The sequence below is a fragment of the Rhizobium sp. 01L419 genome, assembly GCF_056400025.1.
In genome coordinates, this window is record NZ_JBFTSM010000005.1 from 91,725 (window position 1) to 115,645 (window position 23,921).

The window sequence follows — 23,921 nt, forward strand, 5'->3', positions numbered from 1 at the left end:
TTTTCAAGGTCTGCCAACAGCCTGTGCAGCACCGCCCCCTCAGCGGTGCTTTCGAAGCACTCCGCGTTGGGAGTCGCAGCACTGCTCTGTTCGCACCAGCGTGACAAAAGTTCGAAAAGAACCAGCGCTTCATTGGGAGAGAGGTGGATTTCCGCTCCATGGGGCGGATCATGTTGTTCGTTTTCCATGATCCGAAGGTGGCACGCACCGCGCATCTGCGCAATGAACTGGCCGGTCTCTGGCAGCCGCATATTGTTTGACGCTGCACATGGCCGTATATGAATCGCAGGCACACAACAGCAAAGGAGGTTGCCTATGTCACAGCGGGACGCCTGAACCAGGAATACCAGAACTACTGCCTCTCCAGAGGCATTGCATTCTCACGCATTGAATCCGTACGGCCGCACGACGATACCACGCTCTTCTGCAGCGCTGGAATGCAGCAGTACAAGCCCCTCTTCTCGAGTCCATCCCACCTGGGAACCGTCGCAAACAGCCAGGCTTGCCTGCGCATGGGCGACTTGGAAGAGATCGGAGACGGGACGCACTTCCTCTACTTCACCATGCTTGGGCTGTTCTCGTTTCGCGAGATGACGGTCGGCGAGACTATCGACTTTTGGCTGGGCTTTCTCGGATCGCTCGGCCTGACGCCGGATCACGCCACCATTCATCCCGACAAGGTCGACGAGTGGTCCCCGCTCTATAGCGGACGGGTACCGATCATCTCTGACCCGGAATGCACCTGGAGCGACGGCAATGTGACGGGATACTGTACCGAATTCTACAGAGACGGAATCGAGATCGGGAACATCGTCAACCCGCTCGGGACTTGTATCGACGTGGGGTTTGGCCTCGAACGCCTCGACATGTTGATCAATGGAACGCCACCGGAGTCCGCGCTTGAAACGCTGGTTTCGACGGCGATGATGATCATCCGCTCTGGCTATGTTCCGGGCAACAAGGAACAGGGTTACGTCCTGCGCAAATTGCTGAGACGCATCCAGATTATGGGCGGCAAGGTGGATCATCATTTCTTTGCCGAGGAAGCCGATCGACAGAAGCGGATCGCCGAAAAGTTCGAACGCCTCCGCCACAAGCATCCGGACAAATCGAAAGAATGGTGGTTCGACACCCATGGCATCGACATTGACCTTTGTGGCAATGCATCGTCATGAGGTTACAGGGGCTCGAAAGAGCCCCTGTCCTTCACGAACTGCATCAGATCTTCGACAGCGACTGTTCGAGATCGGCGATGATGTCCTTCACATCCTCGATGCCAACGGAGAGGCGCACCACGTCAGGCCCAGCGCCTGCGGCGACCCTCTGCTCGTCGGTCAGCTGCCGGTGCGTGGTGGAAGCCGGATGGATCACCAGCGAGCGCGTATCGCCGATATTGGCGAGATGCGAAAAGAGTTCCAGTCCTTCGACCAGCGCCTTGCCCGCCTCGTAGCCGCCCTTGACGCCGAAAGTGAAGACGGAGCCCGCCCCCTTCGGAGAGTAGCGCTGCTGCAAGGCGTAGTTGGGGTCATCCTCCAGGCCGGCATAGTTCACCCAGGCGATCTTGGAATGAGCCTTCAGCCATTTGGCTACAGCGAGCGCATTGTCACTATGGCGCTGCATGCGCAGCGGCAGCGTCTCGATGCCGGTCAGGATCAGGAAGGAATTGAAGGGCGAGATTGCCGGGCCGAGGTCGCGCAGGCCGAGCACGCGGCAGGCGATGGCGAAGGCGAAATTACCGAAGGTCTGGTGCAGGACGACGCCATTATATTCCGGCCGCGGGCTGGACAGCATCGGATAGTTGCCGGTCTTCGACCAATCGAATGTGCCGCCATCGACGATGATGCCGCCCATGGAATTGCCATGACCGCCGAGGAATTTGGTCAGCGAATGGACGACGATATCGGCGCCGTGTTCGATCGGCCGGATGAGATAGGGTGTTGCCATGGTGTTGTCGACGATCAGCGGCAGATCGTGGCGATGGGCGATTTCGGCGATCGCGGCAATATCGACAAAGGTACCGCCGGGATTGGCAAGACTTTCGATGAAGATCGCCCGCGTCTTGTCATCGATCTTGCTCTCGAAATCATCCGGGTCGTCGGAATCGGCCCAGCGTACCTGCCAGCCGAAATTCTCGAAAGCATGGCCGAATTGGTTGATCGAACCACCGTAGAGGCGGCGGGCGGCGACGAAATTCTCGCCGGGGCGCATCAGCGTGTGGAAGACGATCATCTGCGCCGCATGGCCGGAGGCGACGGCGAGTGCTGCCGTGCCGCCCTCAAGCGCCGCGACACGCTCCTCCAGAACCGCCTGGGTAGGGTTCATGATGCGCGAGTAGATATTGCCGAACTGCTGCAGGCCAAACAGGGCTGCGGCATGATCGGAATCGTTGAAGACGAAGGCCGTCGTCTGGTAGATCGGTGTTATCCGCGCGCCGGTCGCCGGATCGGGCTGAGCGCCCGCATGGATTGCCAGCGTGTTGAATCCCGGATCGTTTTTGGCCATTTCGTCCTCCCGTACTGTTGTTGACGGGCGCGATCATAGCCGCTCGACTGCGAAAGTTAACCGCGATCTTTTTCAACCGCAGCACGTTCCGGGGAAAATCCGTCCTGCCTGATGGCGTCAGCCGAAAAGACGCGGATATTCGATCGCCGGGCATCGGTTCATGACGACCTTGATGCCGCCGGCCTCTGCCTTGGCGGCGGCCGCATCGTCGCTGACGCCGAGTTGCGCCCACACAACCTGCGGGCGGGGATCGAGTGCCAGGGCCTCATCCACCACTCCATCAAGATATTCGGATGCGCGGAACACATCGACCATGTCGACCGGTTCGGGAATGTCGGCAAGGCGGGCATAAACGGTCTGCCCATGGATCTGCTTGCCCGCCTGCCCCGGATTGACGGGAATGACCTTATAGCCACGCGACAGGAGGTAGCCCATGACACCATTGCTCGGTCGGGCCGGATTGGGCGAAGCCCCTGTCAGAGCGATGGTTCTCACGGATTTCAGAATGCCGGAGAGATAGTCGTCGGCATAGGAATCATAGTTCATCAGGGCTCTCCAGTCTGGTGTCACCAGGGGCGGATTTCACAGTCGCGATTCATTGAAACCGTCGACCAATTTTGGACGTATATATAGGTGCCGGAATATCAGGGAGAAATTGTGCCATGAAAAAAATCGCCCTTGCCCTCGCGCTCGTGCTGACCGCCTCGCCGGCGCTTGCGATCTCGCGCTACAATCCGCTTGCCATGACCTGCCAGAGCGTGCGGGCGGCGATCCACAGTGAAGGCGCCGTCATCTTTCGCTACACCTCGCCGCGCGGTCTTCCCCTCTACGACCGCTATGTCCGCAACAGCAACTACTGCGATGCGACCGATTATGCGGAATGGACGAGCATTCCCTCCAAGGACAACCCCAAGTGCAAAGTGCTGAACTGCCAGAACATAGACAACCAGGACGGGATGCTCTTCATCCCACACTATAGTCTCTAACCCGCGTTCATTCGGAATTTTGAATATTATCGATCCTTTCGCATGCGCGAAAGGATCGATGTTCAATTCAAGGATACAAAAATTCGAGGCTTATTTTCTTAAGTTGCAAATTTATAATCATTTCAAAGTTATAGAATAATATCTACATTTCAGCATCATAGGATTGTTGACAATCTCCTGCTTCGTAAGAGCTTCACCTTTCATACATAATTTGATCACTATATGTTCACGTGTCCATTAGGAACATCTCATAGTTGAGTAAGGTGAGCATAATTGAACGTATTTCGAGCGCACGCAAAAATTGCTACAGCGGTGGGCAATTGTTCAGCTAGTCAATCCATGCTATTAAAAATTCGGACATGCGGAACACACCTTCAGATCAAATAGAACAAACGCAGGTTGTTATTTCATAGCAGGTTTAAACGGGAAAGCTGTGACGTTTTCCCATATTTTGTTGCACTGCTCCCGGATCAGCCATCTTGCCCCTCGACGTCGTTCTCCTCGTCCTTTTCGGTGCTCTTCTGCATGCGACATGGAATGCCATCATCAAAGCCGGCACGGATAAGTCGCTCGATGCGGCGCTGATCTCTGCCGGCGGCGCGGTCGCCTCACTGCCCTTCCTTCCCCTGCTTCCCCTGCCGCAGCCGCAGGCCTGGCCCTTCATCGGGGCCTCCGCCATCCTGCAATTTGCCTATTTCCAGCTGGTCGCCGCCGCCTATAGGGCCGGCGATATCGGCCTGGTCTATCCGTTGATGCGTGGCGCCGCCCCCCTGCTCATCGTCGCCACCAGCGGCTTCATCCTGGGAGAGAACCTGACGGGCGGGGCGCTTGCCGGCACTATGACGATCTGCGCTGGTATCCTTACGCTCGCCTTCGAAGCCCGCCACGGAAGCCGCCACGCGATCATGCTGGCGCTCATCAACGCCTGCGTCATCGCCACCTATACCTATGTGGACGGCATCGGCGCCCGGCTTTCCCGCAATGCGGTTTCCTACACTTTGTGGATGTCGCTTCTGCCGCCGGTTCTGCTCTTCGCCTGGGCGCTGTCGCAGCGCGGTCTCGTGGCTGTCGCCACTCACGTCAGGCGCAACTGGGCGCGTGGGCTGATCGGCGGCGCCGGTTCGATCGCCTCCTACGGGCTGGCGCTCTGGGCGATGACGAAGGCTCCGGTTGCGACGGTGGCAGCACTACGGGAAACCGCCATCCTGTTTGCGCTTGTCATCTCGGTTGTGGTGCTGAAGGAAAAAGCCAGCGTCTGGCGTTACCTCGCCGGCATCATCATCGCGCTCGGCGGCCTGATCCTGAAGCTCGCCTGATCACTCGCCCTTCCATTCGGGCGTGCGTTTGCCGAGGAAAGCGCCGATGCCCTCTTGCGCATCGCCGGTCAGCATGCTGTCGACCATCACGTTTGCGGCATAGTCATAGGCTTCCACAATGGGCATCTCCAGTTGCCGGTAGAAGGCTTCCTTGCCGATCTTCAATGCCTGCGGCGACTTCGAGGCGATGACGGAAGCGTATTTGCTGACGACCTGCGTGAGGTATTGTTTCGGTACGATACGGTTAATCAGGCCGAAATCCTTGGCAGTCGAGGCGTCGATCGTCTCGCCCGTCAGCAGCATTTCCATTGCCTGCTTGCGGTGGGCGGCGCGGGAGACGGCGACAGCCGGTGTCGAGCAGAAAAGCCCGATATTGACGCCCGGCGTACAGAAGGTGGACGTATCCGTACAGATCGCAAGATCGCAGCTTGCGACGAGCTGGCAGCCCGCTGCGGTCGCGAGCCCGTCGATCTCAGCGATGACTGGCTTCGGAAGGCGCGTGATCTCCAGCATCAGGTCGGCCGCCAGCGCAAAGGTTTCCTCGAAGAAGGCGACGCCATCGTCCTCGTCGGCGCGATGAGCGGTCAGTTCCTTGAGGTCGTGGCCGGCGGAAAAGACATTGCCGGTCGAAGCGATGACGACGATGCGCACGTCCTCGTCGTCGCCCGCCCCCTGCAGCTCGCCCATCAGCGTTTCCATTGTCGATATCGACAGGGCATTGGCCGGCGGGTTGTTGAGCGTCAGGCGCAATATCCCGCCGGACAGCTGGCGGAGCACAAGGGCGCCATCGCCCGAATTGTTGTTGTCCTTGCGGAAGGATACGATCTCGGCCATGGGATATTCCTGTGCGCTGTCTATGTCCTGCCCTTTTGCCACAAGGGTGGGGCAATTTCGAGCCGAATACGGCGCCGCCACGGCCCAAAGTGCAAAACTTCGGCCTTTCCAGACCTGTTAATGTGAGGTATTGCGATACCACATAGATAAACCGTTGTTTTCATTACCCTATTTTTCCAGCGCTCGGAACGGCTTATATTGACCGGCTATTCGATTGCCGCTATAAGCCGCGCCGGAAATGCAGCCTTTCGGGGCCGTTTTCTTTTTGGCCTGTCTTTCAGCCAGCCAAACCAAGCAACAAGAAACGCCCCTCGCCTTCGGGCACGGGGATCCAAGAGAGAGTAACAATTATGGTAACCTTCTCCCAGAAGCCTGCAGAGGTGGAGAAGAAGTGGGTTGTCATCGACGCCGAAGGGCTCGTCGTTGGCCGTCTCGCTTCCGTCATCGCCATGCGCCTGCGCGGCAAGCACAAGGCAACCTTTACGCCTCACGTTGACGACGGCGACAATGTCATCGTCATCAATGCTGACAAGGTTGTTTTCACCGGCAAGAAGTATTCCGACAAGGTTTACTACTGGCACACCGGTTATGCCGGCGGCATCAAGGAGCGTACCGCTCGCCAGATCATCGAAGGCCGCTTCCCGGAGCGCGTCCTCGAGAAGGCTGTTGAGCGCATGGTTCCGCGCGGCCCGCTCGGCCGTCGCCAGATGAAGAACCTGCGCGTCTATTCCGGCCCGAACCATCCCCATGAAGCCCAGCAGCCGTCCGTCCTCGACGTCGCCTCGCTGAACAAGAAGAACGTAAGGAGCGCCTGATAGTGGCTGACCTCTCTTCCCTGAAGGATCTCGGCACGTCGTCGGAAGTAGCCGCTGCTGCTCCCGCTCACGTCCGCAAGGTCGACTCGCTTGGCCGTTCCTACGCGACCGGCAAGCGCAAGAACGCTGTTGCCCGCGTGTGGGTCAAGCCGGGCTCCGGCAAGATCATCGTCAACGGCAAGGAATTCGCGGAATATTTCGCACGTCCGGTTCTGCAGATGATCCTGCGCCAGCCGATCGTAGCTGTTGCCCGCGACGGCCAGTTCGACATCATCGCTACGGTTGCCGGCGGCGGTCTTTCCGGCCAGGCCGGTGCCGTTCGCCACGGTCTGTCGAAGGCCCTCACCTACTTCGAACCGGGCCTGCGCCCGATCCTGAAGAAGGGTGGCTTCCTGACTCGCGACAGCCGCGTCGTCGAACGTAAGAAGTACGGTAAGGCCAAGGCCCGCCGTTCGTTCCAGTTCTCGAAGCGCTAATCGCTTTCTGGATATGCTTTCATGGAAAGGCCGGGCTCGCGCCCGGCCTTTTCGTTTATTCGGGCTTGTTGAAGAAAGCTTCCAGCCGATATCCATCAGGATCGATGATGAAGGCGGCATAGTAGAACTGGCTGTAATCCGGACGGATGCCGGGCGGACCATTATCCTCGCCGCCATTGGCCAAAGCGGCAGCATAGAAGGCATCGACGGCTTCTTCGCTCGTGGCGACGAAGCAGAAATGCAGCCCCGACCCGCGATCGGCGGGCACCGGCCGCTCAACTTCGCTGACCCAAAAAGCAGGGCGTTCGGCGCCATACCCCATCGTCCCGTCGAAATTCGACAGCCGCTCGTAACCCAGCGGCGCCAGCGCCGCATCATAAAACTGGCGTGATCTGTCGAGGCTTTTGACCCCGATTGATACGTGATCGAACATTGGATGTAGCTCCTTGCTGTTTGGTGCCGCAGCTTCTTGGAAGCGATTTGCGAAGTCAACGCGCAGCATTCATCTATTGCCGGCGCAGAACCCGGCTGCTAAATCGACGCCAGGTTTCAAACCGGACAAGACAGGACCTGACATGGGAGCCACCCCGTCCGCAGACAGATAGGCCGCAGCAACCTTTTGATGTTGTTGCGGCATCTGTCCGATCAATCCAGACTGCGATGAGAAGGCAGATCGCCACCGGATGAACTCATTCGAGCGGATGAATACCTATGCCTTCCCAAAACAGGAACTGGACTTGCTCCCTGCCGGCAGCGATGCTGCTTCTGGCACCCTTCGATATCCTGGCCTCGCTTGCCATGGACATCTACCTCCCCGTCGTTCCGACGATGCCTGAAGCCCTCGGCACATCGGCGACAGTCGTTCAACTGACGCTGAGCCTCTATATGCTGATCCTCGGCGCCGGACAGATGCTCTTCGGCCCTCTGTCGGACCGGATCGGCCGGCGCCCGGTGCTGCTTGGCGGCGCGCTGCTGTTTGCGGCCTCTTCGCTGCTGCTCGCAGCCACTTCATCGGCCACACTGTTCGTCGTGCTGCGTCTGGTCCAGGCGGCCGGCGCGTCGGCGGCACTTGTGGCGACGTTTGCAACGGTGCGCGATGTTTATGCCGTGAGGCCGGAAGGCGCAGTCATCTACAGCCTGCTTGGCGCGATCCTCTCCTTCGTGCCGGCGCTCGGACCGATCGCCGGCACACTGATGGCCGATCATGCCGGATGGCGTGCCATCTTCCTGTTGCTCGGCGGACTGATGATTGCGGCGATCCTCAATGCGCTGCGGGGCTGGCACGAAACGAGACCTGCGGCATCAGCCAATGCAACGATCAGCATGCGCGCAATCCTGGCGAATGCGCATTTCTGGACCTACACGATGGGCTTCAGCGCGGCGATGGGAGCCTTCTTCGTATTCTTTTCCACCGCACCTCGTGTTCTGATCGATCATGCAGGCTTTTCGGGCTTCGCATTCAGCCTTTCCTTCGCCACGGCAGCAGCGGTGATGATCATATCCGCACGCTTCGCCGGCCGTTTCGTTGTGCGATGGGGAATGGCCGGCAGCCTTGCCCGCGGTATGGGCCTGCTTCTTGTGGGCGCATTGCTCCTCGGCACCGGCGAGGTGTTGCTTGCCCCCTCATTCGCCAGCTTCGTCCTGCCGATGTGGGTGATTGCCGTCGGTATCGTGCTGACGACCGCCGTCACAGCGAACGGTGCGCTGGCGGCCTTTGGCCAAACAGCCGGAACGGCGGTTGCGCTCTATTTCTGCGTCGAAAGCCTTGTTGTCGGCTGCATCGGCACGCTCTTCGTGCTGCTGCTGGACGGCAATACGGCATGGCCGCTCGCCGGCTATTGCACTGTGATGGGTATCATCACCCTGCTTGCGTTGCGCCATATCCGCGCTCGCGGCTAAGATCAAAGGGGCGGCGGACAAGATCCGCCCCCTAGCTTGAAATGGGTTTCCTTGAAATCTGGCGGAAGCTCGCCTACCCCTTCCTTTAGAGACAAGGAACCCGATCATGTCCTCCACCCAGCCCTCACCCTTCGCCACCACGCCCGAGCCGCCCTATTACGTCGTGACCTTCTCCTCTGTTCGTACCGACGGCGACGATGGTTATGGCGCGATGGCAGACCGAATGGCGGAACTGGCGCTGCAGCAGCCGGGCTGTCTTGGGGCCGAAAGCGCGCGGGATGCCGATGGCTTCGGCATCACCAATTCCTACTGGGCCGACGAGGACAGCCTGAAGGCATGGAAACAGGTGGCAAACCATCTCGCCGCCCAGCACCTCGGCCGTAAGCGCTGGTACAAGCAATATAAGGTTCGCATTGCGCGGGTAGAACGCGCTTATGACTTTACCGCCGAGGAAGGAGCCTCCCATGGCGAATAGAACCATCGACCATGCCTTCACGGCACAGAGCCTGACATCGGCTGCCTCCGACCCGACCTTTGCCGGCGCGCTTTCCTTCATGCGCCGCCGCTTCACCAAGGATCTGACCGGAGCCGATGCCGTCGTCTGGGGCATTCCCTTCGATGCTGCGACCTCCAACCGGCCGGGTACGCGCTTCGGGCCACAGGCGATCCGCCGTGCATCGGCGATCTTCGACAATGATCCGCAATATCCATTCCAGCGCGATCTCTTCGCCGAAATGGCCGTCATCGACTATGGCGACTGCCTGCTCGACTACGGCAATCATCAGGACACGCCCGCAGCCATCGAGCGGCAGGCAAGCGCCATCCTCGACAGCGGCGCCTTCCTGCTGACCCTCGGCGGCGACCATTATGTTACCTGGCCATTGCTGAAGGCGCATGTCGAACGTCATGGCCCGCTGGCGCTCGTGCAGTTCGACGCGCATCAGGACACCTGGTTGGATGACGAGCGCCGCATCGATCACGGCTCCTTCGTGGCGCGTGCGGTCCGGGCCGGCCTCATCGATCCTGATCGCTCGATCCAGATCGGCATCCGCACCCATGCGCCTGACGATTTCGGCATCCATCTACTCTACGGCCATCAGGTCGAGGAGATGAGCGCGACGGAAGTCGCTTCCGCGATCATCAGCCATACGAAGGGTTCGCCCGTTTATCTCACCTTCGATATCGACTGCCTGGACCCGGCCTTTGCGCCGGGCACCGGGACGCCGGTTGCGGGCGGCCCCTCCAGCGCAAAGATCCTCTCCGTGCTGCAGCGGCTGAAGCAGCTCGATGTCAGAGGCGCCGACGTCGTCGAAGTCTCTCCGGCCTATGACCACGCCGATATCACCGCCATTGCGGGGGCGACGGTCGCGATGTATATGCTGGGCCTCCACGCCGAACGGCGCGCGACGGCAGGATGAATGCCGTTATCAAACTGAATCAACTTCATGGCAAACTGATTCCGGAAGCAATTACAAACCACTGAAAGTGCAGGATAATCATGACAGCAAAGATCTTCATCGATGGCGAGGCTGGAACGACGGGTCTGCAGATCCGCGAACGTCTGGCCGAGCGCCGCGATCTTGAACTGCTGTCCATCCCGACCGAGAGCCGCAAGGACAAGTCGGTGCGCGCCGCCCTCCTCAACGAGGCCGATATCGCCATCCTGTGCCTGCCCGACGATGCCGCCAAGGAAAGCGTCAGCCTGATCGAGAACGACCGCACCAAGGTGATCGACGCTTCGACGGCGCATCGCGTCGCCGAAGGCTGGGCCTATGGTTTCCCGGAAATGAGCAAGGAGCAGGCCGGCATCATCGCCTCGGCAAAGCGTGTCGCCAATCCCGGCTGCTGGCCGCAGGGACCGATCGCCACGCTACGCCCGTTGATCGAGGCAGGCCTCGTCCCGGCCGATTTCCCGGTCACGGTCAACGGCATCTCCGGTTATACCGGCGGCGGCCGCTCCATGATCGAGGATTATGTCGCCAGGGGCGAGGATGCGCCTGAGTACATGCCCTACGGCCTGAGCTTCAAGCACAAGCACCTGCCGGAACTGCAGCGCTACGCCAAGCTTTCGGGCGTGCCGTTTTTCCAGCCGGTGGTGGGCAATTTCGCGCAGGGCATGGTCGTGACCGTACCGCTTCAGCTCTCGCATCTGCCCAAGGTGCCGAAGGGTGCCGAGCTGCATGCCGCGATCGCCGACTATTATGCTGGTATCAGGGGCTTCGTCGAAGTCGCTGCCTTCGAGACGACGGAGCGCACTGCGGAGCTCAACCCCGAAATCTACAACGACACCAACCGTATGCGCCTGCACGTCTTTGCCAATGACGATACGGCTCAGGCGCTTCTCGTCGCCGTCTACGACAATCTCGGCAAGGGCGCATCGGGTGCCGCTGTCCAGAACATGGATCTGATGCTGGGCGCGTGACATCGGGCATTTGCCTGTTGTCAGATGAGTGCGACGACAGGGCCAGGGCCTTCGCCCTGTCTCCCAATCCAAAATATGGAGCCTGATCGATGACGCTGGAAGCGCTGGTGACCGGCCTGCGGGCCTGGTTTGATGCCGCGCTGCCCGATCACGGCATCTACGCGCTTATCGTCTTTGCCTTCGTCGCCGGGCTTGCGCGCGGCTTTTCCGGTTTCGGCGCAGCGCTCATCTTCATCCCGCTTACCGGCGCCGTCATCGGGCCGAAGCTCACCTCGCCTGTACTGCTCGTCATCGACGGGCTTGCGACACTCGGCATGATTCCGGCCGCATGGCGCGGGGCGGACAGGCGCGAGGTCTTCACGATGGCAGCAGGTGCCGCCCTCGGTGTTCCGGCCGGAACGGCGGTTTTGGCGCTCATGGACCCGCTTTTGCTGCGCTGGATCATCTCGGCGATCGCCATCTTCCTGCTGGCGCTGCTTGTCTCCGGCTGGCGCTATCATGGCAAGCCGGTCGCTCCGCTCAGCGCGGCGATCGGCCTTATTGCCGGTCTCTTCAGCGGCGCGGCACAACTCGGCGGGCCGCCTGTTGTCGCCTACTGGCTCGGCGGCAGCAGCAATTTCACGCGTGTGCGCTCGAACGTCATCCTGTACTTTTCGATCTCCACGGTCTTCAGCTTCGTCAGCTATTATTTCGGTGGGCTGTTCGTCTCCACGGTCTTTGCGCTCACCATCGTCACGCTGCCCGCCTATGCGCTCGGCCTCTACGGTGGCTCGAAGCTGTTCGGATTCGCCAAGGAAAGCACCTTCCGCATGACCTGCTACATTCTGATTGCAGCCTCCGCGGTCGGCGGCATGCCCATTTTCGATAGCCTGCTTCGGTAGAACCAGGCGCGATTGCCCGTCTGCCACGAAAGCCGTACACTCCCTCGCAAGGGGAGCTTCATGGCGTCGGTTCTAATCGGCATTGCCATCATTGGAGGAACGACCGCAACCGTGCTTGCGGCCTACTACGTCATGCATCTGGTCATGGGCGGTGATCCGGGCGGGCGGGACAGGGAGCTTGCCAGTTCGGTCATCACCCGCATTGCCAGCCTGCATGCACTCATCCTTGCCCTCGTTTTTGCGCAGGAAATGATCGAATATCAGGCGCTGCGAACGGAAAGCACAGTGGAAAGCAATGCGGTCGGCGATGTCTTCTATGATGCTGAACGCTATGGCCCGGAAGCACAGGCGCCAATCCAGAAGGCGCTGAAAGATTATGTCCGCATCGTCATCGAGCAGGAATGGGGCGAACTCGGGCGCACCGGCGAACTCTCTTCGGCGGCCTGGGATCAATGGAACAACGCTTATCTCAGAATTCTCGAACTGGCTCCCGTCAATGCCAAGCAGGAGAGCCTGCGCGGCCACATGCTCGAAGAAATCCATATGATTTCGGAATCCCGCGACCGGAGGGAAAACAGCGGCACCGACTCCATCAGCCTGATCTTCTGGTTTGCCGCGGTTTCCGGCGTTATCTTTACCGCCATCGGTTATTACCCCTACCCGCCTGACGGCCGCAACTTGCTGCTGCTGTCGATCTTCGGCGTTTTTACCGGCATCATTCTCTTCTTCATCTACGCCTTCTCCAATCCTTACAGCCCACCTGCCACGTTGTTTCCAACGGCTTTCGAGCGCTTGCAGGAAGAGATCAGCGGGCCGGATCCGTAAGCGGAAATGGTCCGGAGCTCCTGCACAAACCTGCCGCCGTCATGCGCCAAAGCAAAAGACTGTCGCCTTTCGCGGCGTTTTGCGTTAAAAGCGGCACGCTATCAGCAAGGCCGCGCTGCCTGAAAGGTGCGCAGCCCCTGTTTCACGCCGATGGGAGGCACCTATGAAAACGATCCTGATCAACCAGAACAACAAGATCAACACTCAGGATATCCGTCTTCATGTCCAGTTTGCTTCCACGCGCGGAGAAAAAACCGCAGCGTCATAATCGCACCTTCTCAACCGCATCGAAAACCCGCGACTGGCGCCAGATGCGCCTGCGCAAGTTCCTGTCCTATTTCCGGCCGCATCTTCCCCTGCTCATGGCGGACATCGCCTGTGCAGTCGTCGTCGCTGCCGCCGCAGTAGCCCTTCCGCTCTGCGCCAACATCGTCATGAGCCATCTCATCGAGCTCACCGACACGGCTTCGGCCTATTGGCAGATCCTCGGCATTGGCGGCGTCATGCTGACCATCGTGGCGGTCGAGACAGCTGCCATCTTCTTCGTCGATTATCGCGGCCACATGATGGGCGCGCATATCGAGGCGCATATCCGGCAGGAATTGTTCGATCACTGCCAGAAGCTATCCTTCGGCTTCTACGACCGGCACCGCACCGGCCAGTTGATGAGCCGCATCGTCGGTGACTCCTTCTGGCTGGGTGAACTTTTCCATCACGGTCCGGAAGACCTGCTGATCGCCATCCTCAAATATAGCGGGGCGATGGCAGTGCTGTTCTTCATCGATCCGCAGCTAGCCTTTCTGATCCTCTTTCTGACACCGTTTGCAGTAGCTTACGCGCTGCACTTCAACCGGCGTATGAACCGTGCGCTTGAGGCGAGCAAGCAGGAGATCGCCGCCGTCAACGAAAGGGTGGAAGACGCGTTGGCGGGCATTCGGGTCGTCCAGTCCTTTACCAATGAAGACCTGGAGCGGAAACGCTTTGCGGCGCTGAACAGACGCTTCCTCGAAAGCCGCGCCGATGGCTACCGCAGCGAGGCCTGGTTTTCCGCTGGTGCCGAGACATTCGCCCAGATCATTACGCTTCTGGTCGTCATCCTCGGCGGATTGCGCATCCTTGCGGCGGAGCTCACCATTGCCGATCTCCTGACCTTCCTGCTGTGCGTCGGGGTACTCGTCGATCCGGTCAAGCGGATGGCGAACCTCGCCCGGCTTTGGCAGGAGGGTTATACGGGCTTCGTGCGGGCGATGGAGATATTGGAGATCGACCCCGACGTTGTGGATCGCCCCTCGGCCCGTGCGTTGAGCACCCCGAAGGGTGAGATCCGGCTTTCGAATGTCGATTTCAGCTATGACGACGGGACGGACGTGCTCTGCAACCTGTCGCTCACCATCCAGCCTGGAGAATTCGTGGCGCTCGTCGGCCCGTCCGGCGTGGGAAAAAGCACGCTCTGCGCGCTGCTTCCCCGTTTCTATGATGTCACTGATGGATCGATCGAAATCGATGGCACCGATATCCGCGATGTGACGCTCGCCTCGCTGCGCCGGCATCTCGGCGTCGTGCAGCAGGATGTCTATCTCTTCGCCGGCACCGTGGCGGACAACCTGCGTTACGGTCGCCCGGATGCGACAGACGAGGAGGTGGAAGCCGCCGCACGCGCTGCCCATGCGCATGATTTCATCATGGCATTGCCGCAGGGCTATCAGACCGACATCGGCCAGCGCGGCGTAAAACTGTCGGGCGGACAGCGCCAGCGGCTGACTATCGCCCGCGCTTTCCTCAAGAACCCTGCCATCCTCATCTTCGATGAGGCGACGAGCGCGCTCGACAATGAAAGCGAGCGAGCCGTGCAGCAGGCCTTCCTGACACTTGCCAGGGGGCGTACGACGCTCGTCATCGCCCATCGCCTTTCGACGATCCGCCATGCCGACCGCATTCTGGTGCTCACCGGCGACGGCATCGTCGAAGAAGGCAATCATGACAGGCTGATGGCAAGCGGTGGCATCTATGCCAATCTCTACGGACTGCAGGCGAGCATCTGAGGTCCGCTGACGACGACATGCGGAGCAGTTCAGCAGACAGAGCCTGAACTGTTCCGCTGATCGACCAAATGCTATTTCCCTTTCACGGGAAGAGCGCCGTGTGTCCATTCGGACGCACAAAGGATGCTCTAACTATTTAACTCTACGCGTCAGGCTTTCCGAAAATCGATTCCGGTTTTCGGGCCGATGCCGCAGGGAGGAACACCATGACAGTGCTGCGCATCGTCCCGAATATCGCCACCCCTTCCATTGAAGAGGTGCGAAACTTCTATTCCGAGCTGTTCGACCTTGATGTCGTGATGGACCACGGCTGGATCGTCACCCTTGCCTCCGACAGGCGAGCAATCACCCAGATCGGGATTGCGACGGAAGGCGGTTCGGGAACCGCAGTGCCTGACATTTCGATCGAGGTCGACGATGTGGACGAGGTCTATCGACGCGTGACGAAAGTCGGTCATGCGATCCTCTATGGGCCAGCAGACGAGCCTTGGGGCGTTCGTCGCTTCTATATTCGCGACCCCAGCGGAAAGCTGCTGAATGTTCTCTCCCACACAGGCTGAATGGGTCATTGGCGCAGGGCGATCATTGCAATGACTGCGAAAGCCCCTATTCTGCGGCCGCCAATCCCAGATACGAAATAACTGCTTTCATTAAGAATTTTGGATCATGCCATGAGCGCGTTAAGCCGCCCGGATTTGAGCGATATTCACCGGGGTGACTGGGTGGATCGTTGGTTGCCAATCACGTGGCGGCCTTACACGAGGCTAGCACGGCTGGATCGCCCGGTCGGAATATGGCTGACGCTTTTTCCATGCTGGGCGGCGCTGTTTCAGGCGTCTCATGGCCTGCCCGATATCAAACAAATGGTCGTCTTCACGCTCGGCGCCCTGCTGATGAGAAGCGCCGGTTCCACGATCAACGATATCGCGGACCGGAAATTTGACGGCCATGTCGAGCGAACCCGTTTTCGGCCTCTGGCGAGCGGGCAGATCGGCGTAGGCCAGGCGTTGACCTTTCTGGGCATCGAACTCGCCCTGGCGGCGTCTCTCCTGTTGTTTCTGACGCCCTACACGCGGCTCGTCGCCCTATGCGTCCTGCCCCTTGTGTTCATCTATCCGCTCTGCAAACGCTTCACCCATTGGCCGCAGGCGGTGCTGGGCGCGGCCTTCAACTGGGGCATGCTCATGGCCTGGGCCGAAATAGCCGGCCATATTCCTGCCGGTGCAGTCCTCATGTGGGCGGGAGCCATCTCCTGGCAGATCGGCTACGATACCGTCTATGCCTATGTCGATGTGAAAGACGACAGAAGCCTCGGCCTGAAATCGACGGCAATCCTGTTCGGCCGGCATGGCAAGCTGATCATCGGCCTGTTTTACGCCTTGACGATCGTTGCGTGGTCTGTCGGAGGCTGGCTGTTGGGCATGTCTCTGCCCTATGCGTTTGGAATGCTCGCTATAGCCGCGCACCTTGCCTGGCAAACCCGGCGGATCGACCTTGCTCGTCCGGATGTGAATTATCGTCTGTTCCTGGCAAATATTCTGACCGGGCTATTGCTTGCGGCCTCTGCGCTTACCGGAACTTGGTGAGCCCTATTGGCTTTGGCTCAATAAGAGCAGGGCCGATTATCGCTGGGACGGAAACCGCCGGCACAGGCCGGATTCAGGGATGTATCCTCGCCATAGTCGTATCTCCCCGTCGATGTACAGCCCGAAGCGATCGCCGAAAGCGTGATCAGAGCGCCGGCCATCACGAATGTGCGAAATCTGTTCATGTGAACATCCCCCTTCATAGGATCGCCCATACGCCAAGCTGACAATCTAGCATGTCACGGCAAATCCATGCGAGGACTTATCGCATTGATCCCATTCACTCTTCCGCGAGCTAGGGGAGAAAGACGTCGCCACCCTGCTCAATCGCGTTCGGCGATAACAGTTGCGCGGGGATATTCGCCGTAATAGCCGCGCCAGTTGGCGACGGCGAAACCGAAGACCACGAGCGCGCCCGCCTGATGCAGCAGGCCCCAGTGCAGCGGCACTTCAAGCAAGAGCGTGGTGATGCCGATTGCCGCCTGGATCGTGACGAGTGCGAAGAGCACCACGGCCCGGCGCGCATGGGTGGTCCAGGATGCGGCGCGCAATGCGATCACCATATTGACGAGCGCCAGAGCGAAGAGCGTGTAGGCGCCGAAGCGGTGGATGAACTGCACCGTCTTCGGGTTTTCGAAGAGATTGATCCAGAAGGGCTGCTGAATGAAGAGGTCGGAGGGCACGACGGCGCCATCCATCAGCGGCCAGGTATTATAGGTGAAGCCGGCATCGAGGCCGGCGACCAGCGCGCCGAGATAGATCTGGAAGAGCGAGAAGATGGCGATCACCGCCGCCCAGCGGTGGGAATTCCTCGTCGGAGCCGCATCCTCGGAATGCGGCGAGAGCCCGCGCATGATCCACATGCAGGAGGCGAAGATCAGACAGGCCATGACGAGATGGGTGGCAAGTCGGTACTGGCTGACATCCGTGCGCGCAGACAGGCCGGAGGAGACCATCCACCAGCCGATGAAGCCCTGCAGGCCGCCCAGCGCCAGGATGCCGGCAAGTGGCCAGCGCAGGCGCTTCTCGATCCTGCCCGTCGCCCAGAAAAAGATGAGCGGCAGCGCGAAGATCACGCCGATGCCGCGCGCGATCAGCCGGTGCGCCCATTCCCACCAGAAGATGCCCTTGAACTGATCGACCGTCATGTCGCTGTTCAATTGCTGGAACTCGGGAATGCGCTGGTAGAGCTTGAACTCCTCTTCCCACTCGGCGGCATTCAGTGGCGGGATGACGCCATGGATCGGTTTCCATTCGGTGATGGAGAGGCCGGAATTGGTGAGCCGCGTCGCGCCGCCGACGAGCACAAGACAGAAGAGCGCCAGCAACACGAAACCCAGCCAGATACGCACGGCGCGGCGGTTGTTGTCCTGCCTGCGTACTTCGGTGCGGATTGCCTGCTCCGGGTTCAGGTTCGCGACGGCCATGATCTCTCCTTTTATCCGGCAGTTGATTTGCCCCACCGGCTGATGCAAAACAAGCCCCGAACCTTTGCGGCATGCCGTCGCGCCGGCTCAGTCCCATCCGTTCGAAAGTTATACGATGCCCATCCGCCTTCGCAAATTCATCGGCACGATCCTGATCATCATCCTCGTGCTTTTCTATGCGATTGTGGCGAATACGATCGCGGTCGCGACGCTCGGCAATGCGCCCTGGTGGGGACACCTGCTTTACTTCGCGCTCACCGGCCTGCTCTGGGTGCTGCCGGCGATGGTGATCATCAAGTGGATGGCCGGTCCGAAACAGCAGTAGGGCCCGATTAACGGCGGGATAACCCTGATCTGCGGAAAACCTCGCTCCGGCGCGGCGGTTAAACCAAATATACGTCTGCCCGCTCTACCTTCCTCTGCAGCGATCTCTCGACCGGAGAAAGAAAGTGCAGACGCAGAGGCTCGATGTTCCTGAACAAAAGTTCGACGCTGCGGCGCAAGCCGATGCCGGCATTTCCCGTCTGCGGCAGCTCAGCGTGAAACTCGCGATGGCCGAACTCGACATCCAGCTTTTCGACAGGATGGAGCCTTTGGAGGAGGAATGGCGCGGGCTGGAGCGCGATAACCTTTCCTCGCTGCATCAGAGCTATGATTGGTGCGCGGCCTGGGCAACGGCCTTTCGCCGGCCGCTCGCCATCCTGCGTGGCAGGTGTGGTGGCCATACCGCCTTCATCCTGCCGGTGGAAATCGTCGCCTCGCGCGGCATGCGGATCGCCAAATTCATCGGCGCCGACCACAGCAACATCAATACCGGCCTGTTTTCGCAGGCCTTTGCCGAAGACAGCGATACGGTTGATAGCCATCACCTTGCCGCTCGCCTTCGTGCAGCGCTCGCCGGCAAGGCCGATCTGCTTCTCTTGCAGAATATCCCGCTGGAATGGCGCGACCGCCGCAGCATGCTTGCCGGCCTGCCCACTGTCCAGAACCAGAACCACGCCTATCAGCTTCCGCTCTTCGAGACATTCGACAAGACACTGCAGCAGTTGAATGCCAAGAACCGGCGCAAGAAATTCCGTGTGCAGAGCCGGCGGCTGGAGGCGGTTGGTGGTTTTGACTATATCGCGCCGGACGACCTGACCGAACAGCACGAACTGCTCGACACTTTCTTCCGCTTGAAAAGCGCGCGTTTCGCCTCGCTGGGCCTGCCCGATGTCTTTGCGGATACCGAGACCAAAACGTTCCTGCACGGGCTGATCGACAGGCGGAGCGGCGACAGCTTCTGCCTGCAGATGCGGGGCCTGCGCCTGAAGGGCGAATATGACGGGCGCATCGCCGCCCTATCAGGCATTTCCCGCAAGGGTGACCACGTCATCTGCCAGTTCGGCGCGATCGACGAGGATCTCATTGCGGATGCAAGCCCCGGTGAATTCCTCTTCTGGCAGATGATATCGGGTCTGCACGGCAAGGGAGTCGCTCTCTTCGATTTCGGTCTCGGCGACCAGACCTACAAGCGCTCCTGGGCGCCCGTCGAAACGGACCATTATGATGTGGTTCTGCCGATCTCCGGCATCGGCATCGCGGCCGGCACGGCGCATCGGGCGATCACCCGGGGCAAGGCCTTCATCAAGGCCCGCCCCGGTCTGTATAAATTCGCCCAGAGCATTCGGGCCAAGATTGGGTAAGCATGTCGCGCAAAAGTGCCCAGCGGTTTTGCGACAGCGACATGCGTAAAACAAAGATTTAAAGTGACACGCTTTAAAGATCAGGCCGCGTGCCGCGCGGGGGTGTACATGGCAGCCTCTTCGCCGCCCGACATCAGGACGACGCGCTCATAGCCGGCGCTCTGGAAATCCTGCATCAGGCCGACGAAAGCAGCCTCATCTATCTCCGGCAGCGACAAGATAATCTCGATTTCCTTGCTGCGCGTCAGCCGCGAAACGCCGGCGACATCGGCTGCGCCGCATTCCACCAGGACGATATCATAGGCCGATGACAGGGCATCGAGCAGCAGCGAAAGCCTGTCGACGCCCCGCATGGCGCGGCGCACATCGCTCGCACCCTGCGGGATCAGATGCGCATCTGACATCCGGTCGCCGTGGATCGTTTCGCCAAAGGCAGCCTCGCCGCAGAGAAGGTCGGTAACGCCCAATGCCTCGGGGTTTTCGGCCATCAGTTCGGTCGGATAGCCCGAGCCTGTCATGTCGATCACGATCACGCGGCGTCCGTCGTCGGCCAGTCTGCGCGCCAGGGCAACGGTTGCGGCGGAGCCATTGTCACCGGTCGGAGATATCGAAACGGCAAGCGGTGCGCGGCAGTCGATGAGATAGCTCGCGACTGACGATACGGAGAATTCATTGTCGTCGGCGGGTGCTTCCGTGACAGGCTCGGCTTCTGGCTCCTCGTCGTCTTCGACGGCTGCCGTCAGCATGCTGGGCCTGGCAATCTTCGCCGGGGAAATGGGCCGCACTTCGTCCTGCCCTTCATCCGGCCCCCCCTCCTCGACCCTGTCTTCGATGATGCGCGGTTCGGCACCCACAGATTCGACCGGGCGCAGCGCGCGGCCGCTGAAGAGTTCGGAGAGCATGATGACGATCGCGCTCATGATGAGTATTGCGACCGCGGCAACGATGACAATCGGCACGACTTTCGGGAAATAGGGATCGACTTGCTCGATCGCTTTAGAAACAATGCGGGCATCCGCGGGGCTCGAATTCCGGTCGGCACGGGAAGCGGCTTCGCGGTAGCGAACGAGGTAAGTCTCCAGAAGCTGGCGTTGAGCGTTCGCCTCCCGCTCCAGTGCATTGAGACCCACTCCGTCCTCGCCGGCCTTCGCACTGTTGGCCTGCAGCGTATCGGACTGCTGTTCCAATTCCTGTTCGCGCAGATCGGCAACCTTCGTCTCGTTCTCGATGCTGGCGAGAATCTTCTGCGTTTCCTGGCGGATTTGCGTGCGGATATCGGCAAGCTGAGCGCGCAGGCTCTTCAGCCGCGGATGGTTGTTGAGCAGGCTCGTCTGCAGGTCTGATATCTGCGATTGGAGGCCGGACTCCGTCGCCTTCAGCCGCTGGATCGACTGCGACGACATAATATCGCTCAGCGTGTCGGAGGCTTCGCCGGAAGAGAGCGCGTTGCGCACGGCCTGCGCTCTCGCCTCGGCATTCGCCTTGTCGGTGCGCACGCGGGTCAGCTCGACGGAGATGTCGTTGAGTTGCTGCGCAGTGAAGGTCGTCGTGCCGTTGGTCTGCAGCAGGCCATGGGTGGTGCGGTAATCGGCGACCTTCCTCTCGGCCTCGCTCACCTTCTCGCGCAGGCTGTCGATCTCCGGCTCAAGCCAGCGCGTGGCTTCCGTGTTGGAGTCGAGCTTGGCGCCGCTCTGGATCGCCAGATAGACCTGCGCCATGGCGTTTGGAATGCTGGCAGCGAGCTTCGGATCCTTGGAGGTAAAGGTAATGCCGATAACGCGCGAGCCCGGCACCTGGTAAACCTGCAGGCGCTGGGTGAAGGCGTCGATGACACGCTCTTCCGGCGGATTTTCCAGCGGATTCTTCTTCAGATGCAGCGACACCAGAATATCGGTGAGCGCGGAGCCGTTCGCGGCTGCATCGAATTCCGGCAGATTGTAGAGCTTCAGATTGTTGATGACCTGTTTGATGAGATCCGCCGACTGCAGGATCTGCACCTGGCTGGCGATATTCAGCTCGTCGAGCAGCGGCCCGGCACTGGCGTCATTCGTCTGGGTGCTGGCAAAGGCCGGAGCGCGAGGTTCGATGAGGACGCGCGTCTCGCTGCGATATTGCGGCGAAACCATCTTGGCGCCGGCAAAAGCGACAGCCGCACCCAATGCGGTGATCGTCAATATTCTCAGACGACGGGCCCAGACCGCGCGCACAAGCTGGCCGAGGTCGATGTCCACATCCTGATCACTCGCTACGCGGGACATACTCATTACTCCAATACGAACTGCCCCAAGCGTAAACGACCATGGTAACTCAACGGTTAATGGCAATTCCCGCGCAAACAACACGCTCCTGACAAAGGAATTGCGGAAATCGGCGGTTTTTTTACCGGGCATTAACCCTAATAGATCGATAACGGCTCGACCGAATTATCTTCCTGTGAGCGAGCGGATGCCCTTCGTCCAGCCCAAGACCTTGATGGCTATGAGCCTCGCCGCCGTGATGGCTGCGTTGGCGGGCTGCACCACCTATCGGCCGGCGCCAAAGGCCTTCAACCAGGCGACGATCCAGCCCTATTCGCTCGACAGCGGCGACCGGTTGCGCATCACCGTCTTCGATCAGGCAACCCTGACCAATACCTATACGGTTGATCAGGCCGGCTATATCGCATTCCCCCTTATCGGCCAGGTCCCTGCCCGCGGCCGCACCCTGCAACAGCTCTCCGGCCAGATCGCGCAGAAGCTGCAGCAGGGCTATCTTCGCGACCCTGATGTCACCATCGATGTCGACCGCTATCGCTCCGTCTTCATCATGGGCGAAGTCGGCCAGCCCGGCCAGTATGCCTATGTGCCCGGCATGACCGTGCAGAACGCCATCGCAGTCGCCGGCGGCTTTACCAACCGCGCCAACCAGAGCATGGTCGACGTTACGCGCAAGATCAACGGGCAGGTGCTGACGGGTCGCGTCAATATTTCAGGCCCGATCATCGCTGGCGACACGATCTATGTCCGCGAACGGCTCTTCTAATCGATGGCAGAGCAGAGGCCTCTCCGTATCCTCCATTGCTTCAGATCGCCGGTCGGCGGAATTTTCCGTCATGTCCGCGATCTCGTGGAGGAACATAGCCGGGCGGGTCACGAAATCGGCATCATCTGCGACAGCTCGACCGGCGGCGAATATGAGGACCGTCTCTTCGACGATATCCGTCCTTATCTTTCGCTCGGTCTGACGCGCGTTCCGATACGGCGCTCCATCAGCCCGTCCGATGCCATGGTGCTCTGGAACACATTCAAGGAAATCAGGAGCTTGCGGCCGGATGTGCTGCACGGGCACGGCGCCAAGGGCGGTGTGCTCGCGCGGCTTGCCGGCTCAGCCCTGCGGGTCAACAGGTATCGCGTAGCCCGCCTCTATACCGCGCATGGCGGAAGCCTGCATTATTCCCGCGCCTCCCTGCTCGGCCAGTTCGTGCTGCGCATGGAGCGGCTGCAGGAATATTTCACCGATGCGCTGGTCTTCATCTGCGAATACGAGCGGCAGACCTATGCGAGCAAGGTGGGTCGGCCGAGAGTCAAGAACCGGCTGATCTATAACGGCATCGGCGTGCGGGATTTTTCCGACATTCCGACCCGCTCCGATGCGGTTCACTTCATCTATGTCGGCATGCTGCGCGACCTCAAAGGCCCGGATCTCTTCATCGATGCCTTCGCCAAGACCGAGCGCCTGCTCGGGCGGCCGCTTTCGGCGCTGATGATCGGCGACGGGCCGGAGCGCGACCGCTACCGCGAGATGATGGTGGAGCGTGGCCTCGGCAAGCGCATCGGCATGCTGCCGGCGATGCGCGTCAAGGATGCCTTCTCCATGGCGCAGAATCTCGTCGTTCCCTCCCGCGCCGAAGCCATGCCCTACATCGTTCTGGAAGGTCTCGGCGCCGGCAAGACGGTCATCGCCTCGCGCGTCGGCGGCATTCCAGAGGTGCTTGGCGCAGATAGTCCCGCACTCGTTACACCCGGAGATTCCGACGATCTGGCGCGGGTGATGGCGGAAGCACTGACAGTGCCCGACTGGCACGACAAGGTCATGCCTTCTCCCGACACGGTCAAGTCCGTCTTTTCCGCACCGGTCATGGCCCATGAGGTGCTGAAACTCTATAGCGAGCTCGTCAATCCCGCTGCGGGACAGGCAATTCAGGCCGCCTCGTAAAAGTTTCTTAGGGGCTTTCTGTTATCCCGCT

The 23,921-nt window shown here is 60.1% G+C and carries 24 protein-coding genes; 18 read left to right on the forward strand and 6 right to left on the reverse strand.

What is annotated here, in order from left to right; translation table 11 throughout:
• The first annotated feature begins 278 nt into the window (after positions 1-278).
• Complete coding sequence (locus AC1DUP_RS12120; protein ID WP_477832764.1) at positions 279-1,175, forward strand: alanine--tRNA ligase-related protein; 897 nt, start codon at positions 279-281, stop codon at positions 1,173-1,175.
• Between the two features lie 43 nt (positions 1,176-1,218).
• On the opposite strand, the gene AC1DUP_RS12125 is transcribed toward AC1DUP_RS12120, so the two are convergent.
• Together AC1DUP_RS12125 and AC1DUP_RS12130 are read right to left on the reverse strand one after the other, a co-directional pair.
• Positions 1,219-2,502 carry an O-acetylhomoserine aminocarboxypropyltransferase gene (locus tag AC1DUP_RS12125; protein ID WP_113301215.1) on the reverse strand — a complete coding sequence of 428 codons (1,284 nt, stop codon included), beginning with the start codon at positions 2,500-2,502 and terminating at the stop codon, positions 1,219-1,221.
• Positions 2,503-2,619: 117 nt separating this feature from the next.
• The gene (locus AC1DUP_RS12130) at positions 2,620-3,048 is read right to left on the reverse strand and encodes a CoA-binding protein (protein ID WP_113510530.1); all 429 of its coding nucleotides are present in this window, start codon (positions 3,046-3,048) and stop codon (positions 2,620-2,622) included.
• A gap of 116 nt (positions 3,049-3,164) precedes the next feature.
• Between AC1DUP_RS12130 and AC1DUP_RS12135 the strand changes: the two genes are divergently transcribed.
• The gene (locus AC1DUP_RS12135; protein WP_113308466.1) at positions 3,165-3,488 is read left to right on the forward strand and encodes a hypothetical protein; all 324 of its coding nucleotides are present in this window, start codon (positions 3,165-3,167) and stop codon (positions 3,486-3,488) included.
• A 479-nt stretch (positions 3,489-3,967) separates the two neighbouring features.
• Complete coding sequence (locus tag AC1DUP_RS12140) at positions 3,968-4,804, forward strand: EamA family transporter (protein ID WP_477832765.1); 837 nt, start codon at positions 3,968-3,970, stop codon at positions 4,802-4,804.
• On the opposite strand, the gene AC1DUP_RS12145 is transcribed toward AC1DUP_RS12140, so the two are convergent.
• Entirely contained in the window at positions 4,805-5,638 is an 834-nt protein-coding gene (locus AC1DUP_RS12145; RefSeq protein WP_113301211.1) for an enoyl-CoA hydratase, read from the reverse strand.
• A 350-nt stretch (positions 5,639-5,988) separates the two neighbouring features.
• On the opposite strand from AC1DUP_RS12145, the gene rplM reads away from it, so the two are divergent.
• Both rplM and rpsI read left to right on the forward strand, forming a co-directional pair.
• Complete coding sequence (gene rplM / locus AC1DUP_RS12150) at positions 5,989-6,453, forward strand: 50S ribosomal protein L13 (protein WP_113301210.1); 465 nt, start codon at positions 5,989-5,991, stop codon at positions 6,451-6,453.
• 2 nt (positions 6,454-6,455) lie between these two features.
• Positions 6,456-6,929 (forward strand): 30S ribosomal protein S9, encoded by a 474-nt coding sequence (gene rpsI, locus AC1DUP_RS12155; protein WP_113301209.1) that lies wholly within the window; start codon positions 6,456-6,458, stop codon positions 6,927-6,929.
• A 55-nt stretch (positions 6,930-6,984) separates the two neighbouring features.
• Here rpsI and AC1DUP_RS12160 read toward each other — a convergent pair whose 3' ends face one another.
• Positions 6,985-7,362 carry a VOC family protein gene (locus tag AC1DUP_RS12160; RefSeq protein WP_113301279.1) on the reverse strand — a complete coding sequence of 126 codons (378 nt, stop codon included), beginning with the start codon at positions 7,360-7,362 and terminating at the stop codon, positions 6,985-6,987.
• 278 nt (positions 7,363-7,640) lie between these two features.
• Between AC1DUP_RS12160 and cml the strand changes: the two genes are divergently transcribed.
• The 9 genes from cml to ubiA all read left to right on the forward strand — a co-directional run bounded on the left by cml (position 7,641) and on the right by ubiA (position 16,584).
• Positions 7,641-8,828, forward strand: a complete 1,188-nt coding sequence (cml, locus tag AC1DUP_RS12165) for a CmlA/FloR family chloramphenicol efflux MFS transporter (RefSeq protein WP_477832766.1) — start codon at positions 7,641-7,643, stop codon at positions 8,826-8,828.
• A 106-nt stretch (positions 8,829-8,934) separates the two neighbouring features.
• A complete protein-coding gene (locus AC1DUP_RS12170; protein ID WP_113301207.1) occupies positions 8,935-9,303 on the forward strand; it encodes an antibiotic biosynthesis monooxygenase family protein in 369 nt (122 codons plus the stop codon).
• The gene (gene speB / locus AC1DUP_RS12175; protein WP_113308462.1) at positions 9,293-10,246 is read left to right on the forward strand and encodes an agmatinase; all 954 of its coding nucleotides are present in this window, start codon (positions 9,293-9,295) and stop codon (positions 10,244-10,246) included. The genes AC1DUP_RS12170 and speB overlap by 11 nt, the downstream gene beginning before the upstream one ends.
• An 80-nt stretch (positions 10,247-10,326) precedes the next feature.
• Positions 10,327-11,250 carry an N-acetyl-gamma-glutamyl-phosphate reductase gene (argC, locus tag AC1DUP_RS12180; RefSeq protein WP_477832767.1) on the forward strand — a complete coding sequence of 308 codons (924 nt, stop codon included), beginning with the start codon at positions 10,327-10,329 and terminating at the stop codon, positions 11,248-11,250.
• Positions 11,251-11,339: 89 nt separating this feature from the next.
• Positions 11,340-12,131, forward strand: a complete 792-nt coding sequence (locus tag AC1DUP_RS12185; RefSeq protein WP_477832768.1) for a sulfite exporter TauE/SafE family protein — start codon at positions 11,340-11,342, stop codon at positions 12,129-12,131.
• Positions 12,132-12,191: 60 nt separating this feature from the next.
• Positions 12,192-12,956, forward strand: a complete 765-nt coding sequence (locus AC1DUP_RS12190; protein WP_477832769.1) for a bestrophin-like domain — start codon at positions 12,192-12,194, stop codon at positions 12,954-12,956.
• A 221-nt stretch (positions 12,957-13,177) separates the two neighbouring features.
• Positions 13,178-14,998 carry an ABC transporter ATP-binding protein gene (locus AC1DUP_RS12195; RefSeq protein WP_477832770.1) on the forward strand — a complete coding sequence of 607 codons (1,821 nt, stop codon included), beginning with the start codon at positions 13,178-13,180 and terminating at the stop codon, positions 14,996-14,998.
• Between the two features lie 206 nt (positions 14,999-15,204).
• Positions 15,205-15,558 (forward strand): VOC family protein, encoded by a 354-nt coding sequence (locus tag AC1DUP_RS12200; protein ID WP_113301201.1) that lies wholly within the window; start codon positions 15,205-15,207, stop codon positions 15,556-15,558.
• Between the two features lie 111 nt (positions 15,559-15,669).
• A complete protein-coding gene (gene ubiA, locus AC1DUP_RS12205; RefSeq protein WP_477832771.1) occupies positions 15,670-16,584 on the forward strand; it encodes a 4-hydroxybenzoate octaprenyltransferase in 915 nt (304 codons plus the stop codon).
• Positions 16,585-16,907: 323 nt separating this feature from the next.
• On the opposite strand, the gene AC1DUP_RS12210 is transcribed toward ubiA, so the two are convergent.
• Positions 16,908-18,011 carry a COX15/CtaA family protein gene (locus tag AC1DUP_RS12210; RefSeq protein ID WP_477832772.1) on the reverse strand — a complete coding sequence of 368 codons (1,104 nt, stop codon included), beginning with the start codon at positions 18,009-18,011 and terminating at the stop codon, positions 16,908-16,910.
• Positions 18,012-18,126: 115 nt separating this feature from the next.
• Between AC1DUP_RS12210 and AC1DUP_RS12215 the strand changes: the two genes are divergently transcribed.
• Complete coding sequence (locus AC1DUP_RS12215) at positions 18,127-18,336, forward strand: DUF2842 domain-containing protein (RefSeq protein ID WP_029616260.1); 210 nt, start codon at positions 18,127-18,129, stop codon at positions 18,334-18,336.
• A gap of 124 nt (positions 18,337-18,460) precedes the next feature.
• Entirely contained in the window at positions 18,461-19,696 is a 1,236-nt protein-coding gene (locus tag AC1DUP_RS12220) for a GNAT family N-acetyltransferase (RefSeq protein ID WP_477832773.1), read from the forward strand.
• Positions 19,697-19,776: 80 nt separating this feature from the next.
• On the opposite strand, the gene AC1DUP_RS12225 is transcribed toward AC1DUP_RS12220, so the two are convergent.
• The gene (locus AC1DUP_RS12225) at positions 19,777-21,954 is read right to left on the reverse strand and encodes an exopolysaccharide transport family protein (RefSeq protein WP_113335268.1); all 2,178 of its coding nucleotides are present in this window, start codon (positions 21,952-21,954) and stop codon (positions 19,777-19,779) included.
• A gap of 187 nt (positions 21,955-22,141) precedes the next feature.
• On the opposite strand from AC1DUP_RS12225, the gene AC1DUP_RS12230 reads away from it, so the two are divergent.
• Both AC1DUP_RS12230 and AC1DUP_RS12235 read left to right on the forward strand, forming a co-directional pair.
• Positions 22,142-22,717, forward strand: coding sequence for a polysaccharide biosynthesis/export family protein (locus AC1DUP_RS12230; protein WP_113308452.1), 576 nt, complete (start codon positions 22,142-22,144; stop codon positions 22,715-22,717).
• Between the two features lie 3 nt (positions 22,718-22,720).
• Positions 22,721-23,890 (forward strand): glycosyltransferase family 4 protein, encoded by a 1,170-nt coding sequence (locus AC1DUP_RS12235; RefSeq protein WP_113301195.1) that lies wholly within the window; start codon positions 22,721-22,723, stop codon positions 23,888-23,890.
• The last annotated feature ends 31 nt before the right edge of the window (positions 23,891-23,921 follow it).